Annotated in this window: 16 protein-coding genes; 11 read left to right on the forward strand and 5 right to left on the reverse strand. The window is 40.9% G+C overall.

The window, feature by feature from the left end; translation table 11 throughout:
* Nucleotides 1–17: 17 nt before the first annotated feature.
* From hpaD to ACQKMH_RS05710, 5 genes are all read left to right on the forward strand, one after another.
* Nucleotides 18–1,001: a 3,4-dihydroxyphenylacetate 2,3-dioxygenase gene (gene hpaD / locus ACQKMH_RS05690; protein WP_427586450.1), complete on the forward strand. Its 984-nt coding sequence runs from the start codon at nucleotides 18–20 to the stop codon at nucleotides 999–1,001.
* A gap of 180 nt (nucleotides 1,002–1,181) precedes the next feature.
* Nucleotides 1,182–1,841: a hypothetical protein gene (locus ACQKMH_RS05695; RefSeq protein WP_427586451.1), complete on the forward strand. Its 660-nt coding sequence runs from the start codon at nucleotides 1,182–1,184 to the stop codon at nucleotides 1,839–1,841.
* A gap of 44 nt (nucleotides 1,842–1,885) precedes the next feature.
* Nucleotides 1,886–2,071 carry a hypothetical protein gene (locus ACQKMH_RS05700; RefSeq protein ID WP_427586452.1) on the forward strand — a complete coding sequence of 62 codons (186 nt, stop codon included), beginning with the start codon at nucleotides 1,886–1,888 and terminating at the stop codon, nucleotides 2,069–2,071.
* A gap of 301 nt (nucleotides 2,072–2,372) precedes the next feature.
* Complete coding sequence (locus ACQKMH_RS05705) at nucleotides 2,373–2,714, forward strand: DUF485 domain-containing protein (RefSeq protein ID WP_427587520.1); 342 nt, start codon at nucleotides 2,373–2,375, stop codon at nucleotides 2,712–2,714.
* Between the two features lie 3 nt (nucleotides 2,715–2,717).
* Complete coding sequence (locus ACQKMH_RS05710) at nucleotides 2,718–4,283, forward strand: solute symporter family protein (protein ID WP_427586453.1); 1,566 nt, start codon at nucleotides 2,718–2,720, stop codon at nucleotides 4,281–4,283.
* A 143-nt stretch (nucleotides 4,284–4,426) separates the two neighbouring features.
* Here the strand turns inward: ACQKMH_RS05710 and ACQKMH_RS05715 are convergent, their stop codons facing one another.
* Nucleotides 4,427–5,296: a LysR family transcriptional regulator gene (locus ACQKMH_RS05715; protein WP_427586454.1), complete on the reverse strand. Its 870-nt coding sequence runs from the start codon at nucleotides 5,294–5,296 to the stop codon at nucleotides 4,427–4,429.
* Between the two features lie 161 nt (nucleotides 5,297–5,457).
* Between ACQKMH_RS05715 and hpaB the strand changes: the two genes are divergently transcribed.
* A complete protein-coding gene (gene hpaB, locus ACQKMH_RS05720) occupies nucleotides 5,458–6,942 on the forward strand; it encodes a 4-hydroxyphenylacetate 3-monooxygenase, oxygenase component (RefSeq protein WP_427586455.1) in 1,485 nt (494 codons plus the stop codon).
* A gap of 76 nt (nucleotides 6,943–7,018) precedes the next feature.
* On the opposite strand, the gene ACQKMH_RS05725 is transcribed toward hpaB, so the two are convergent.
* The 3 genes from ACQKMH_RS05725 to ACQKMH_RS05735 are packed head-to-tail and all read right to left on the reverse strand — an operon-like array spanning nucleotide 7,019 to nucleotide 8,992.
* The gene (locus ACQKMH_RS05725) at nucleotides 7,019–7,402 is read right to left on the reverse strand and encodes a 5-carboxymethyl-2-hydroxymuconate Delta-isomerase (RefSeq protein WP_427586456.1); all 384 of its coding nucleotides are present in this window, start codon (nucleotides 7,400–7,402) and stop codon (nucleotides 7,019–7,021) included.
* 4 nt (nucleotides 7,403–7,406) lie between these two features.
* Nucleotides 7,407–8,207: a fumarylacetoacetate hydrolase family protein gene (locus ACQKMH_RS05730; RefSeq protein ID WP_427586457.1), complete on the reverse strand. Its 801-nt coding sequence runs from the start codon at nucleotides 8,205–8,207 to the stop codon at nucleotides 7,407–7,409.
* Nucleotides 8,204–8,992: a fumarylacetoacetate hydrolase family protein gene (locus tag ACQKMH_RS05735; RefSeq protein WP_427586458.1), complete on the reverse strand. Its 789-nt coding sequence runs from the start codon at nucleotides 8,990–8,992 to the stop codon at nucleotides 8,204–8,206. Before ACQKMH_RS05735 ends, ACQKMH_RS05730 begins: the two co-directional genes overlap by 4 nt.
* Before the next feature lie 236 nt (nucleotides 8,993–9,228).
* On the opposite strand from ACQKMH_RS05735, the gene ACQKMH_RS05740 reads away from it, so the two are divergent.
* From ACQKMH_RS05740 to ACQKMH_RS05760, 5 genes are all read left to right on the forward strand, one after another.
* Nucleotides 9,229–9,378 carry a helix-turn-helix domain-containing protein gene (locus ACQKMH_RS05740; RefSeq protein WP_427586459.1) on the forward strand — a complete coding sequence of 50 codons (150 nt, stop codon included), beginning with the start codon at nucleotides 9,229–9,231 and terminating at the stop codon, nucleotides 9,376–9,378.
* Between the two features lie 277 nt (nucleotides 9,379–9,655).
* Complete coding sequence (gene asnS / locus ACQKMH_RS05745) at nucleotides 9,656–10,948, forward strand: asparagine--tRNA ligase (RefSeq protein ID WP_427586460.1); 1,293 nt, start codon at nucleotides 9,656–9,658, stop codon at nucleotides 10,946–10,948.
* A 116-nt stretch (nucleotides 10,949–11,064) separates the two neighbouring features.
* On the forward strand, nucleotides 11,065–11,760 hold the full coding sequence (locus ACQKMH_RS05750) for a DnaD domain-containing protein (RefSeq protein WP_427586461.1): 696 nt from the start codon (nucleotides 11,065–11,067) through the stop codon (nucleotides 11,758–11,760).
* 22 nt (nucleotides 11,761–11,782) lie between these two features.
* A complete protein-coding gene (gene nth / locus ACQKMH_RS05755; RefSeq protein ID WP_427586462.1) occupies nucleotides 11,783–12,439 on the forward strand; it encodes an endonuclease III in 657 nt (218 codons plus the stop codon).
* Nucleotides 12,436–12,975 carry a YpoC family protein gene (locus tag ACQKMH_RS05760; protein ID WP_427586463.1) on the forward strand — a complete coding sequence of 180 codons (540 nt, stop codon included), beginning with the start codon at nucleotides 12,436–12,438 and terminating at the stop codon, nucleotides 12,973–12,975. The genes nth and ACQKMH_RS05760 overlap by 4 nt, the downstream gene beginning before the upstream one ends.
* Nucleotides 12,976–13,000: 25 nt before the next feature.
* Here the strand turns inward: ACQKMH_RS05760 and ACQKMH_RS05765 are convergent, their stop codons facing one another.
* Nucleotides 13,001–15,706: a PBP1A family penicillin-binding protein gene (locus ACQKMH_RS05765; protein ID WP_427586464.1), complete on the reverse strand. Its 2,706-nt coding sequence runs from the start codon at nucleotides 15,704–15,706 to the stop codon at nucleotides 13,001–13,003.
* Nucleotides 15,707–15,731 lie beyond the last annotated feature (25 nt).

The raw sequence follows: 15,731 nt of genomic DNA on the forward strand, positions 1-15,731 counted from the left end.
AAGAAGGGGAGAACACTATGAATTTTTCCATTATTCGTGTTGCGAGGACGATACTAAATGTAACAGATTTAGACAAATCAAGAGCCTTTTATGTGGATGCTCTAGGTTTTATTGAAACGGAAAGAACAAATGGACACATTTATTTACGCGGTTTAGAGGAAGCGCATCATCATTCGCTAATCCTGCAAAAGGCAGAAAAGCCAAGTGTGGAAGCGATAGGATACAAGGTTGAAAAAGAGGATGACCTAATAGAACTGGAATCATTTTTCAAATCCAAGGGAATGAAAATGCAGTGGATGGAAGCAGGAACACAGCATGCTATAGGAAAATCGCTCCGTGTTCAGGATATTTCGGGCTTGCCGGTGGAATTTTTCTGCAAAATGGATAAAGCCGAGAGATTGCTGCAACGATTCGATTTGTATAGGGGTTCGAGGGTCCAAAGGATCGATCATGTGAATTGCAGTGTTCCAAATGTGCAAAAAGCCTATGATTTTTATGTGAAAGAATTAGGTTTTGTCTGCTCGGAAGATACAGTGGATGAGTCGGGTAATTTATGGGCAACGTGGCTGCATAGAAAACAAACGGTCCATGACCAGGCATTCATGAACGGTGTTGGTCCAAGACTTCATCATGTAGGCTTCTGGCTGCCAGATCCGCTTGCACTTATCCATGCCTGCGATGTGCTGGCCTCTCTCGGGTATGCACAGTCCATCGAACGGGGACCCGGAAGGCATGGTCTATCCAATGCATTCTTCCTGTATTTAAGAGATCCGGATGGTCACAGAATCGAACTTTACAATGGAGATTATTTAACGTCTGACCCAGATAACGAACCGATTCATTGGGATCTGGATGATCCAAGGCGTCAGACATTCTGGGGTGCAAAAGCCCCGGATTCATGGTTTGATGAGGCATCTACTGTCCTTGATATAATATCAGGCGAAGAAGTTCTTCTTGAAGAACCGATCCTGGCAAAAAGTAAACCTGAATTCATCATTTGAAGACCTGATGCGGGGGTGAATCATCGAGCGTCCCGTAAAATTGAACATGGGCACTCAGTGGAAATTGGAAGAGAGAGTGCTCATGGTATGTGTGTTTCCATAACTCCTGTATGGGCAGCTTTATGCCTTTTGATTACCAGTTGCGAAAAAGAACTGCTGGAAGTATAGAAGGTCTGTTTGATGAAGTTATTAATAGAACCTTTCAAGAAGCAGATGAAAGGAAGATGGAATTGGTTATGTACGGCTAAAACAGAACCGTGTGTGATGGCGCTTGGGTTTTTCGACGGCGTTTATCTAGGACATCAACCATTGATTAATCGAGCCAAAAAAATTGCTTTGCAACAAGATTTAAAATTGGCGGTCATGACATTTTTTCCTCACCCAAAGCAAATCATAGGTAGTGATCAAACACCGAAAAAATACATTACTCCGTTAGAACAAAAAGCAAAAATCATACAGGAATTAGGTGTGGAAACCTTGATAGTCGTGAACTTCGATTCCGCATTTGCTAATCTTCCCCCTTCTGAATTTATCCAGGAGTATCTTTGTAGGTTTAAATGCAAACATGCCGTCGCTGGTTTTGATTTTCGATATGGGTATAAAGGGGAAGGAAATATGGAAACGCTGAAAATCGAAGGAAAGCGATTTTTTGAAGTGACGGAAATCGAGAAATTTGAAATTGTACACGAAAAAGTGAGTTCTACGATGCTTAGGAACTTGATTGAGAATGGAAGGTTTGCTGATATCCCGGCATACCTTGGCACATATTTTCAAAGTCACGGGACAATCAATTCCTCCTATTTCCGTTCCAAAAACCATCAAAACGTCCTAGTTACATGATCAGAAGCATTTCTGACACCTCCGCCAGGCGTTTTTTAATCGAGATGCAAAACGACGGAAATGTTTACGAAGGGATTGCCTATCAAACAATGGAGGAATCCAAACAAGAGAGTGGGCATTTACAAATCAATGATTGTCTTCCCTTAGAAGATATGAAGATTCATATCGAGTGGAAAAGTGAAAGCACAAAGAAGTTGAATCAGATGACAGATATGCGGGCCGTCTATTAAGAGAGAGCAGGCCATCAAAAGATATGGTCTGGGGCAGGGCAGCAGTGAGAATATACTGCTGCCCTATCTGTAAGCTTAAGTGCAAATGTGAGGAAGCGAAGAAATAAGGGATCGTGGCTTTAGAACCTCTTCAAGCAGATATATTAAACATGAACCCTTCAGTTTGAATCTTCTTTACTAAGGCTTGCTTTGAGTATGGTCCATTGAAAGGAAGAGTACTGAACTGTTTTCAATTGTGATAATCAAGACTTCTGCTAGGTTACCGCCCTTGGAAAATAAATGTAAAAAGAGGTGTGAAGTGATGGTGCAGATGGAAAAACAAAACCATGAAGAATCGGAACAAACTAATCTATTAGATTATGAAAAGATTGTTGCTTCCAAAGAGTTTCAGCAGATGCTTACCGGTAAAAAGAAGTTTGTCATCTCTTTTACGATTTTTTTTATGGGATATTCCCTGCTTTTGCCCTTCTTAGTTTTTTATACAGATATCCTGGATCACACTTTCATTGGAGACATAACATGGGCGTGGGTATACGGTGTATCGATTACCGTTATGTCTGTATGGGTTTGCAGCATGTATGTAAGGAAATCGGATAAAATCGATAAGCAAATACAAGAAATCATCGAGAAAGAAGGGCTTTGATTTATGAATTGGACAGTGGTAATTCTATTTGCGCTTATGTCGATAGGCACCCTTTTTATAACGTATTACGCTTCCAAAAAAACGAAAACGCCAGGCTCTTTTTATACGGCCGGGGGCGGGTTGACCGCTAGGCAAAATGGACTTGCGTTGGCAGGGGATTTTATGTCGGCTTCCACGTTTTTAGGGTTGATTGGAGCATTTTCCTTAACGGGGTATGATGGTTTTTTCCTGATGTATGGGGCACTTGTTTCATTCCTGGTCGTATTATTCCTGGTGGCTGAACCATTAAGGAACTTAGGGAAATATACATTGGCTGACATGGTGACCACGAGGTTCAAATATAAACAGGTCAGGGGAGTGACCGCTTTTAATACTCTGGTGATATCAGTCATGTACATGCTGGGGCAACTTGTTGCAGCAGGTGCTTTATTCAAATTGCTCTTAGACATCCCGTATAATACATCTGTAATCATCGTAGGGATTGCCATGTTGGTATTTGTTCTATTTGGAGGAATGACGGCGACAAGTTGGGTGCAGATCATTAAAGCCGTCCTGTTAATCGGCGGGGTATTCATATTATTCATGATTGTCATGTGGAAAATGAATTTCAATTTCATCGGGATTTTCACGGATATGAAAACAGCGACACCTATGGGTGCAGATTACCTGAAGGCAGGTATTAAATATGCCAGTGGGTGGGATGCAGCATCCTTGTCACTAGGCCTTATTCTAGGCACAGCAGGTCTGCCTCACATATTAATTCGTTTTTTGACCGTCCCCAATGCTCAAGTGGCAAGAAAATCAGTTGTTTGGGTGATGTGGATCATGGGGACTTTTCACATCATGGTCATTTTTCTTGGATTCGGTGCAGCGAAATTGGTTGGAACATCGAATATCATGGCCGCTAACCCAGCGGGAAACATGGCTGCTCCTCTATTGGCCAAACTTGTGGGCGGCGACATCTTATTCGCCTTTATTGCTGCCGTGTCCTTTGCCACGATACTCGCAGTAGTGGCTGGGATCGTTTTAACAGGTGCTACGGCATTTTCCCATGATTTTTATAACGAAATATTAAAAGAAGGAAAAGCGACGGAAAAACAGCAAATGACCATGGCAAGATGGGCATCCGTTGGTGTGACTGCACTTTCAATCGTTTTATCATTAGGTCTGCAGGAATTCAATGTAGCATTTTTAGCGTCTATTGCCTTTACATTGGCCGCCAGTTCAAATTTGCCAGTCATCCTTCTTACGATCTATTGGAAAAAATTCAATAAAACAGGTGCCATAGTCGGAATGATGACTGGTCTTTTTGGTACACTTATACTCGTAGCATTAAGTCCGAATGTCTGGAACCCAGTACCGGGGTCAACCATTATTACAGGCGACCCCATTTTCCCGTTGAATTCACCCGGAATAGTTTCCATTCCACTTGGCTTTTTGGCATGCTACTTAGGTGCCTTGTTCGGTAACCGTCAAGCTAATATGAAAGCGATCACAAATGATAATTTTAATGAAATCCTCGTAAAGTCCAATACTGGCCATGACGTTAAAGGTGTCGTACGACATTGAATGATGATCGATTTTGTTAACGTCCATGGGAGAAAAAGCAGCCCTTCTGAATAGAGGCTGCTTTTTTTCTTTTTATCCGAGAATCCATCCAGTTTAATAGGGGAGTGATAAATCAAAAAGAAGATTCGGGAAAACTGGGTCACTCATTCAGAAAAGGTTTCTAAAAATTTGACGGCACCTTTGGAAAGATAACGTTCTTCGAGCCAGATTAGTGCGGCTTCCGATTGTACTTCACAATCTATGAATTCGACTATTTTTATACCTTGGGTTGAAAACGATTTGGATGTAGTACGTGGCATGATGGTAGCACCTATTCCTTCTTTCACTAAAGATAGAATCATTGCTGCATCAGGACATTCACAAACAATGGTGGGTTCAAATCCATGTCTGAAGCATTCATCCACTATCAGTTCATAGGTACCTTGACCACTTACCCTATGCAGCAATAATAGAGGGAATTCCTTAATATGTTTAAATTCAATGGAGTCTGGAATATCCCATTCTTTTGGGATGACAAGTACAAAGTCTTCCGGTGGAAGGTTAATCGATGAGAATTGCTTACCGTTAATTGGAAGTCGTACGATGGCTAACTCGATTTCCCGGTTTAGTAAACCTTCCGTCATACGAAACGTATCGCCTTCCATTAACTTGAAGCTTATTTCAGGGTATTTTTCTCTAAACGTTCTCATCCTTTGCGGAATGTAAGAAAAGCAAGTTTTTACTGACCCGATGGATAGAGTGCCCTTTAGCCCTTTACTGACTTCCTTCACTTCCAAAAGTGTTTCTTCAAACTGGTTTAATAGAGCTTCAGCTTTTTTATAAAGGACCTTGCCAGTTTCAGTGAGTTCAAGTTTCTTTCCGTTCCGATCGAAAAGTTTTTCACCGATTTCCATTTCCATTAATTTTAGTTGCTGGCTAAGAGGTGGTTGAGCCATATGTAATTTTTTTGCAGCTTTAGTTACTTGCTCTTCCTGAACAATCGTCACAAAATACTTTAGTTGCCGGAGGTCCATTTTATACACCTCATACATATGATTTACATATACATATTCAATTTTTTAAGTATTTTATATATATTTTAACACATGGTATATTTTGTTAAAGTAATTAATTGAATTTTTCGAATTTATTTGTAAGCGCTTCATTCTTATTGAAACTAAAGGGGGATACAATCATGCCGGTAAAAACAGGTGAAGAATATATTAATAGGGTAGACAAAGCAAAGGCCAATGTATGGATCAATGGAGAGCAAGTACAAGATAAGATCAGTGAACATCCAGCTTTTAAAGGAGTCATGAAAACCCAGGCTGAATTATATGACCTTCAGCATGATTCCACGAAAGAAGACATCATGACTTATACCTCGCCTACTTCCAAAGAACGAGTAGGAACCTCATTCATGCAGCCTCGGACAAAGGAAGACCTCGCAAAAAGAAGAAAAATGATTCAAGAATGGGCAAGACATAATAATGGAATGATGGGAAGGTCCCCTGATTATATCAACAGTGGGATGATGGCGTACGGTTCAGCTGCGGATATGTTCGGAACCCAGGATTCGGCATTTGCAAAAAATATGAAAGATTATTATGAGCTCTGCCGGGAAAAGGATTTGTCATTGACACATACCCTGATTCAACCGCAGGTTAATAGGGGAGTTAGTGCAGCAAAGCTTCCGGACCCTTACATCGCAGCACGGATAGCAGGCAAGAATTCAGAAGGGCTTATTATAAAGGGAGCCAGATTATTGGCCACACAAGGCGGGATTACGGACGAAATCATGGTTTTTCCTTCCACACTGCTTAAGCAATCCGAAGAAGAAAACCCTTATGCATTCGCCTTCTCCATACCTAATAATACACCTGGATTAAAATTCATCTGTCGTGAATCATTCGACTATGGTAAATCACATTTTGATCACCCACTCGGTTCACGATTTGAGGAAATGGATACAATCATCGTTTTTGATGATGTAGTCGTTCCTTGGAATCGCGTGTTTGCATACGGTGATGTCGGCATTTGTAACCAAGCGTATAATGAGAGCAATGCGGTTGTTCATATGACCCATCAGGTGGTATCGAAGAATATCGTTAAAACTGAGTTCATTCTGGGGATTCTGCAACTAATGGTAGAAACCATCAATATTGGGCAATACCAGCATGTTCAGGAGAAAATCTCGGAAGTCATCATAGCGCTTGAAACGGTAAAGGCTTTCATTACAGCTTCGGAGGCAAATGCAAAATTGGATAAATGGGGAATAATGACACCTGATTTCACACCGTTAAACATTGCCCGTAATTATTATCCGAAGATTTACCCTAGGTTCAGTGAAATCATGCAGCTACTTGGAGCCAGTGGATTAATGGCGATACCAAATGAAGCGGATTTCAATTCAGAACTTCGACCGGATTTAGATAAATATCTTCAAGCAGCCAATGGAGGAGCGTATGAAAGGGTTGAATTGTATCGTCTTGCATGGGATGTATGCATGAGTTCATTTGGAACAAGGCAAACGTTGTATGAACGGTTCTTTTTTGGGGATCCGATACGTATGGCAAGCGCTTTATATAACGGCTATGATAAACAGGAATATGTGGATCGTGTCAAGGAGTTCTTAAACCGTTCAGAACATCTTGCTGAAATCAACCAAGCACGGCTGTAGTTTCATATCATTTCATTATTAAAGGCCTTCCTGTTGATCGGGAAGGCCTTTAATATGAAATCGGAAGATCAGGTGTTCATTTATATCTGTTATGGATATTGTTCTTTTTATATGTGCCAAAATCACTGAATTCGGAAAGCTCCATGGAAAGGGCTAGATATCTCTTAGAAAAGAGGGATGCCAAATGGGATTCCATCGTTTCGAAAAGTTTATCACATACTTTGGTTTTATCACTTTCATGGCGTCCAGCGCCAATTTTTAGTATGGCATGAACAAACGCATCATCCTCTGAACCATCGGCGACCCGATAATGCTTCAATTCTATGGCCCGGGAGCGAATGCCGCCAATTGGAAAGATGGAAGGATAGGAGATCAGGACATCATTTATCTTCTTTAACAAGTCGTCAATTTGGATTTCATCTTTTATATTGTCCGTATATTCTATAATGATATGAGGCATGTGATTAATTCCTTCCATTAAGGTGGATTTTTAGGTGCGACGATTCCTGGCCTGAGGTAAAAAGATCATCACCGACAATTGTGCTAATGAGTTTTCCGATCCCCTCAATTTCAGTGGTGATTTCATCGCCTACAGCGGTATCCGCCAATCCTTCCGGTGTGCCGGTCAATATGATATCTCCAGGACTCAAAGTCATGAAGCTGCTGAAATATTCTATTAAATCAGCAATGCTGAAAATCATGTCTTTCGTATTGCCTTCCTGAGTCAATTTTCCGTTGACGTATGTCCTGATGGCAAGATTCGAAGGATTTGGAATATCTTCAGCGTCCACTAGCCATGGGCCAATGGGGGTGCATGTATCGCGATTTTTAACCTTTAAGTTCGGTCTGTAGTAATTCTCGAGATAATCCCTAATTGCAAAATCATTTGCAATTGTGTAGCCACTTACATACATAAGTGCTTCTTCTTTTTTTATGTTTTTCGCCCTTTTACCGATGACGACAGCCAATTCACATTCATAATGCATATAAGCCGCATCAGCAGGCCGTCTTGTCTGACCCCGGTGGCCGATAAAGGTATTGGGACCCTTTAAGAACGCGAGGGGTTCTTCCGGCGCTTTAAAAGCAAGCTCCTTTGCATGGTCTGCATAATTCAAGCCGAGCGCGAACACTGTACGGGGCTCCAAAGGGGGAAGCCAGACAACATCTTGCTCGTCGACAATCCGGCCATCCGTTAATCGGAGCTGTCCATTATATTCACTTGCAAGATGTATGGCACCCGCATAGGCTACTCGAGCTCTCTTCATAAAATCCCCTCCATTGATAGTTTTTCTTCGGGTATGATTGTATTTTCCAAATAACCGATTTCGTCAATTTCTATTCTAATTTGATCATTGGCTTTTGCGAGGGGGGCATTCTCAGGAACTCCAACTAAAAGAACGTCCCCTGAATTCAATGTCATGAAGTCCGTTACATCCTCAATAAGGCGGGAAATGGAGCGAATTAGATTTGAAGTTGAATTTTCTTGCTTTAGCTCTCCATTTATATATACTCGGATTCCTAAAGAATCGGGATTAGATATCGATTCTTTGGATACGACCCAGGGACCGACAGGGCAAAATCCATCACGGGCTTTATGTCGAATGGCAGGTCTGTAAACGCTTTTATGCGGGATACTGATATCATTCGCGATCGTAAAGCCTTCTATATAATCCAATGCATGTTCTTTCTTGACCCTGGTCGCTGTGTTACTGATTACAATACCAAGTGCCGCCCCGATTTCCAATTCAAGTATGCCTTTTGGAAGGGGAACCGGATTTAAAAAAGAAGAAAATGTGTTTCTAGGTTTAATATAAAGAATCGGCCCTTTAGGAGGCTCATTATAAGGAGGGTGGTGAACTTCATCCTTCAATGCCTCCAATGATCCTTTATAGTTTAATAATGTTCCATATACGGTTCCTGAAATAGGGATATCCAACTTTATTTGTGAAACCTCAAATTTTTTTCCATTCATTAAAATATAGCGGTTTGACAATATTTCTATCTCTTCCGAATAATCTGATTTTTGAAGCTTCACTCTTGCTTTTGTCATGGACACTCACCCCTTGAATTTTATTAATCATATATGATATCGTATATGATTTTTTGTATAAGTTCAACATTTTTAGATTATTAAGTATAATTATACAAAAATTGTTAGAAAAAATGTATTCAACAGAAATATGCTTTGATCATTTAGTTAGAATGGAGCTAGCAATTCAATTGAAAAATGTGATTGGGGGATGTTCCGATGATGAATGGTAAAGAGTATTTTGAAAGTTTACGAGATTGAACATTTCAATGAGTGGTTTACGCTATCGGATCAAAAGACTCGAAGAACTTCTTGCCTGCCAGATAAGAAATCCTAAAAGTTCTTTTCAATTATATGCATCATTAGAGACCCTGTTAAAAGCGAAAATGATAACCATTAATGGATAGGGGGCAATCATCTGTTTTAACGCTGCAACGTCAAACTTATATACATATAATGTGATGCTTCTTACAGCATGGGCGGTCCCATATAAGCAAATTCGTTAGTATATATTTAATCTATCAAGCAATGCGGCGAATAAGCTTATTTAAATCATAAAAAGAGAAATATAAAAGGCATGCAGACTTCCACTTCAAGTGATTTATTTGCTTGTAGGGAGGGCTATGGGTATAATAAGTAGAGTAAATTCGATAGTAAGTTAAGCTATTTTTGGAGGGAAATTCCGTGAAAATTACAATAAAAGATGCTAGCAAATTCGTCGATCAAGAAGTTACCATTGGAGGCTGGCTTGCAAGCAAACGTTCCAGTGGAAAAATTGCTTTCCTTCAAATCCGAGATGGCTCTGGTTTCATTCAAGGAGTGGTCGTGAAAGCCGAGGTTGGTGAAGAAATTTTCGCTCGTGCGAAATCGATTTCGCAAGAGACATCCTTGTATATTACAGGTGTCATTCAAAAGGATGAACGCTCACCGTTCGGATTTGAATTACAAGTGAAAGATATTGAAGTCATTCATGAATCATTGGATTATCCCATTACACCAAAAGCACATGGTCCTGAATTCTTAATGGATAACCGTCACCTGTGGCTGCGTTCAAAACGGCAGCATGCTGTCATGAAAATCCGGAATGAAATCATTCGTGCTACATATGAATTCTTTAATGAAGAAGGGTTCGTTAAAGTCGATCCGCCAATTTTAACTGGAAGCGCTCCAGAGGGAACAAGTGAATTGTTCGCGACTAAATACTTTGATGAGGATGCATACCTATCACAAAGTGGTCAGCTCTATATGGAAGCGGCAGCCATGGCACTAGGGAAGGTATTTTCTTTTGGTCCTACTTTCCGGGCAGAAAAATCCAAAACAAGACGCCATTTAATCGAGTTCTGGATGATTGAACCAGAAATGGCCTTCATCGAATTTAAAGAGAATCTCGAGGTTCAGGAACAATTCGTTACCTCCATAATTCAATCTGTATTGAAAAACTGTCAGCTTGAGTTGAATACACTAGGCCGTGACACAACAAAGCTTGAACAAATTAAAGCTCCTTTCCCACGGATTACATATGATGAAGCCATAAAGTTCCTTCATGAACAAGGTTTTGAAGATATCCAATGGGGTGATGATTTTGGAGCGCCGCACGAAACTGCAATAGCTGAAAGTTTTGATAAACCAGTTTTCATCACTCATTATCCAACCAATATCAAACCTTTCTATATGCAGCCAGACCCTGAGAGGGGAGAAGTCGTTCTTTGTGCCGATTTGATTGCTCCAGAAGGGTATGGGGAAATAATTGGCGGTTCAGAGCGGATTCATGATCAGGAATTGCTTGAACAAAGAATCAATGAGCATGGCTTGAGCGAAGAAGCTTACAAATGGTATATGGAATTAAGAAAATACGGTTCTGTACCGCATTCAGGCTTCGGTTTGGGGTTGGAACGTACGGTTGCTTGGATCAGCGGGGTTGAACATGTACGTGAAACCATTCCTTTCCCACGACTATTAAATCGATTATATCCTTGATCTCTTAATGAAACGGTTATCTTGTCATATTTGGCAGATAACCGTTTTTTGTTAAAATTATAAGCTTATTCGGGGAGCCATATTCATGTTATACTTATTCAGAGGTGTCCAAAAACATGAATAAAGAACATTTATATGCGTGGTTTAAGGAAGGAACGATAACGATTCCATCCTTTTTGTTGACTAACTATAAGACAATGGGATTAAACGAACAAGAAATGGTCCTATTATTACAATTGCAAAGCTTTATCGATAAAGGCAATCATTTTCCTGCACCATCCCAACTTTCTGACCGAATGACATTACAGGAAACGGAATGTCTATTCTTAATCCAGCGTTTGATTCAAAGGGGATTTGTGGAAATGGTGGTTGAAGGGAATCAAGAAATCGGTCAGGAAAAATATTCGCTTGATCCCCTTTATGAAAAAATGATGGACTGTTTCTTGAAAACGTTGAAACAGGCAGAGTCAGCTGAGGTGCAAAAAGCTGGGGAGAGCCTTTATACGATTTTTGAGCAGGAGTTCGGCCGCCCCTTATCTCCATTTGAATGTGAGACATTGGCAATGTGGATGGAGGATGATCACCAACCTGAAATCATTAAGTCAGCCCTTAGGGAGTCAGTCATTTCCGGAAAATTGAACTTCCGTTACATTGATCGTATTTTATTCGAGTGGAAAAAGAATGGAATAAAAACCTTGGAACAGGCAAGGGCGCAAGGACAAAAATTTAGAGTCCATCAAAAAAGGGACAGAAAGACAGAAACTGCACAACCATTGAAAGATGTGCCCTTTTATAACTGGCTTGAGCAGTAATGTAAATTGAAGGAGAACGAATATGTTGAATAAAGCTCAAATTCGATATTGTCTGGATACAATGGGTGAATTGTATCCGGATGCCCATTGTGAGCTGAATCACTCCAATCCATTTGAATTGGTGATTGCTGTTGCACTGTCAGCTCAATGTACGGATGTACTAGTCAATAAAGTCACGAAGGATTTATTTCAAAAATATAAAACGCCTGAGGATTACATAAGCGTACCGATAGAAGAGTTGGAAAATGACATTCGCTCAATCGGTTTGTTTCGTAATAAGGCCAAAAATATTCAAAAGTTGTCACGAATGCTGATCGAAGAATACGGTAAGGTGGTTCCCAGGGATCGTGATGAGCTCGTTAATTTGCCTGGTGTTGGCAGAAAGACGGCGAATGTAGTCGTATCCGTTGCGTATGGTGTGCCTGCGATAGCTGTTGATACCCACGTAGAGCGTGTTTCCAAGCGTCTGGGTATATGCCGCTGGAAGGATAGTGTCCTAGAAGTTGAGAAAACGTTAATGGCTAAGATCCCAAAGGATGAATGGTCAGTTTCGCATCACCGTCTCATATTCTTTGGACGCTATCATTGCAAGGCCCAGTCACCAAAATGTGAAACCTGCCCGCTTCTCGAATTATGCCGTGAGGGGCAAAAAAGAATGAAAAGGAAAGAGGCAAAGTGACGCAGTTCATATCCTTAAAAGTGCCTGCAGAATTAGAGCATCCTTTGTTTTACCCTGACAAGGAAACCAACTTAGAGTATGAGCACTATAAAAGATGGAGTGGATCAATTCCATTCGAGTCATTTCCGTATGAGTTACTTTATTATAATAATGTAGAGTCGTATGCCCCTTGGACAAAGGGAGCGGAACATGTAAAGGAGCTACTGGACAAGTGGAAGGAAATTGATTCAGAATGCGGCTTGTTATTTTCTGAACGAAAAGTGAGTCAGACTTCGGGACTCATGAAACAGGGCATCAGTTTATTTCTAACTGCAATCTTCTGGATGCATGGAAGGCCAGTGATATTGAGTGCTTGGCAGCGGCAAATTGAATCCTTGAAAGATATTCCGGTAAACCTGGCTGAAAGGCTTTCCTTTATATTTGCAAGACCTGCTTTTTTCCATTCCTATAGACAGCTTAGTGAGTTGTTCCAGGAGTTAGAAAAACAATATGCGAAGTACTTGATCAAAAATAAGAACAGCAAAAAAAACGTCTAAGCTCTTAGCTTAGACGTTTTTTTAGTCAATCTTTGTTTTCTTTATCCTTGTCTTTATCTTTATCTTTTTCTTTTTCTGGATCAGGGGCAGGGTTAGGGTCAGGAGTTTCACCCGGATTTTCTTCCTCTACCGTTCCAGGGTCAGTGACGGCACCACCGTCTTCCGCATTTTCATCGCCCTTTCCATCGTCAGGGTTGTTTCCATTTCCATTATTATCAGTGTTTCCATTCCCATTGTTGCCATTGTTATTTTTGTCTTCATCTTGATTGCCTTTTTCGCCTTCAGCAGGAGTCTCTTCTGCCGGATCATCGCCTTCGGCCGGATCTTCAATATTTTCGTCCGTAGCCTCTGGGTCTTCCACTTGAGCAGGGATTTCCACAGATGTACTAGCCGGATCACTTTGTTGGCCATCCACTAAGGCAACCACAGAGAAGGTATATTTACTTCCAGGGGTTGGATTTGGGATCGATAAACTAGTATCCTTCGATTTTTTTAACACACTCTGACCGCCGCCATCAACGGACATCAGAACTTCGAATTTTGTATCTCCATCACCTTTAGGATATGACCATGATAGATTGATTTCATTACTTTCTTGATTATAAGAAGCGTTAATGCCAGGTTTGTCGATTTTCTCATATTCTGTCGTCACTTGTGTTGGCTCGTGACCCTTTACATAATATTCATAAGTGATTTTACTGCTTGGTGTATATTCATTGGCTTTAACAGCCGGATTCGAACCTTTTATGACTCCAACCTTTACTACACTGTCCGGTTGATCAAAGTCTTTCGTTGCTTTTGACTGAGCCATATGTTCCATCAAACTCTTAAAGATCGATTTAGGGATCCTTTGAGATGAATCTCCAAGATACTCCATCTTTTTACCTGCTGCATTATCATAACCAGCCCATATCGCGACTGTATAATTGGTTGTATAACCTGCCATCCAGCTATCTTTTACACCGGAAGATGGGATGTTGTTTGCTGCACGCTGTTCTGGCGTGAAATTGGTTGAACCAGTTTTACCGGCTATAGGCAGACTAGGTATGTTCGCTAACCTTCCTGTTCCATAACTTTCATTCAAGACGCTTTTCAACATGTCCGTCACGATGAAAGCTGTGGAATCTTTCATGACTGGTTTCGATTCCGTCTTGTTTTTGATGGTTGTTTTGTCACGTAAAACAATCTTTTTAACACTATGCGGTTCATTATAGATACCATTGTTTCCGAATGCACTGTAAGCACCGGCAAGTTCTAGTGTAGAAACATCCTTACCGCCGCCCAATGCAGCTGATTCGGTGATTTCCTTTTCAAAAGGAATGCCAAGGTCAACGGCAAAATCACGCGCCCTGTCCAGGCCTACCTCTTGAAGCGTTTTTAAAGCTGGAATATTCAATGACCGTGCTAGTGCTTCACGAATGGTAACTGTGCCATAATGGCGTCCTGAAGCATTTTTAAGCGGTGTTCCATTACTATATGAATAGTCCTCGTCTTTAATCTGTTGGTAAGTGGACCAATTTAAATATTCTACAGCAGGACCATAATCCAAAATTGGCTTAATGGTCGAACCAGGGGAACGCTTGGCATCCGTGGCATAATTCCAGCCCCGTTTAACCGTAGTGTTCCTGCCGCCGCCGACAGCTTTAATTTCACCAGATTGTGTGTCAAGTAAGGTGACTCCAGCTTGAAGATCTTTACTTGGATAATTGATGATTTCATCACTGTTCAACATTTTATAGACATATTCTTGGGCATCTTTATCAATAGTCGTTTGGATTTCCAAACCATCGGTAAAGACGTTATAGTCACCCATATCTCCGACTTCTTCAATTACCAAATCGATGAATGCATCATAAGCAGTCGTATCGATTTGACTCTTATCGATTTCTTGAAGTCCCTCTGTTATATCGATGCTTTGTGCATCTTTCATTTCCTTTTCGGTGATATATCCATGTTTATTCATTAAATGTAGGACAATGTCACGGCGTTCTTTCGCACGCTCAGGATATTTATAAGGGTCATAACGGCTTGGGCTTTGCGGTAATCCTACAAGCATGGCCGCTTCGTTTAATTTCAATTCGTTTAGTTCTTTTCCATAATACGTCCGGGAAGCAGTTAAGACCCCGTTAGCACGGTTTGCGAAGAAAATCTTATTCACATACATTTCGAAAATTTCTTCTTTAGTATATTTTCTTTCTAGCTGTATGGAAAGCCACATTTCCTGCACTTTCCTTTTAATGGTCTTATCAGGTGTAAGATAAGAACGTTTGATAACCTGCTGGGTCAAGGTACTGGCACCCTCAGAGCCGAATCCATTTTTAACGTTGGCTATGACGGCACTGCCCAGACGTAATAAGTCCACCCCGTGATGTTTATAAAAACGGGAATCTTCCGTTGCCAGGAAGGCTTCTTCGACAAGATCAGGTATGTCTTCATAATTCACATAATCCCGGTTTTCTGTGCCGACTTCAGCTAGCAATTTACCATTTTCATCGAGTATTTTGGATGTGACGGGATCTTTCAAAAGCTTTTCATCAAGTTTTGGAGCGTCGCTTATAAAGTAAGCCATTGCAGCTCCTCCGGCAACCAAGCCAATTATTCCGATCGTTACGAGTATAAGGAAAATGCGCTTAAGCATATTGGCCGGCTTTTTAGGACCTTTCTTCGGTCCTTTTTTTTGTGTCTGCCCCTGCTTTCGGCGCTCTTCTCTAGTATTATATTTTTCAGCCATTACAGCTAACCTGCCTTTCTAAAAA

This window comes from Peribacillus sp. NPDC097895 (assembly GCF_050277555.1).
Classification (GTDB): Bacteria; Bacillota; Bacilli; order Bacillales; family DSM-1321; genus Peribacillus.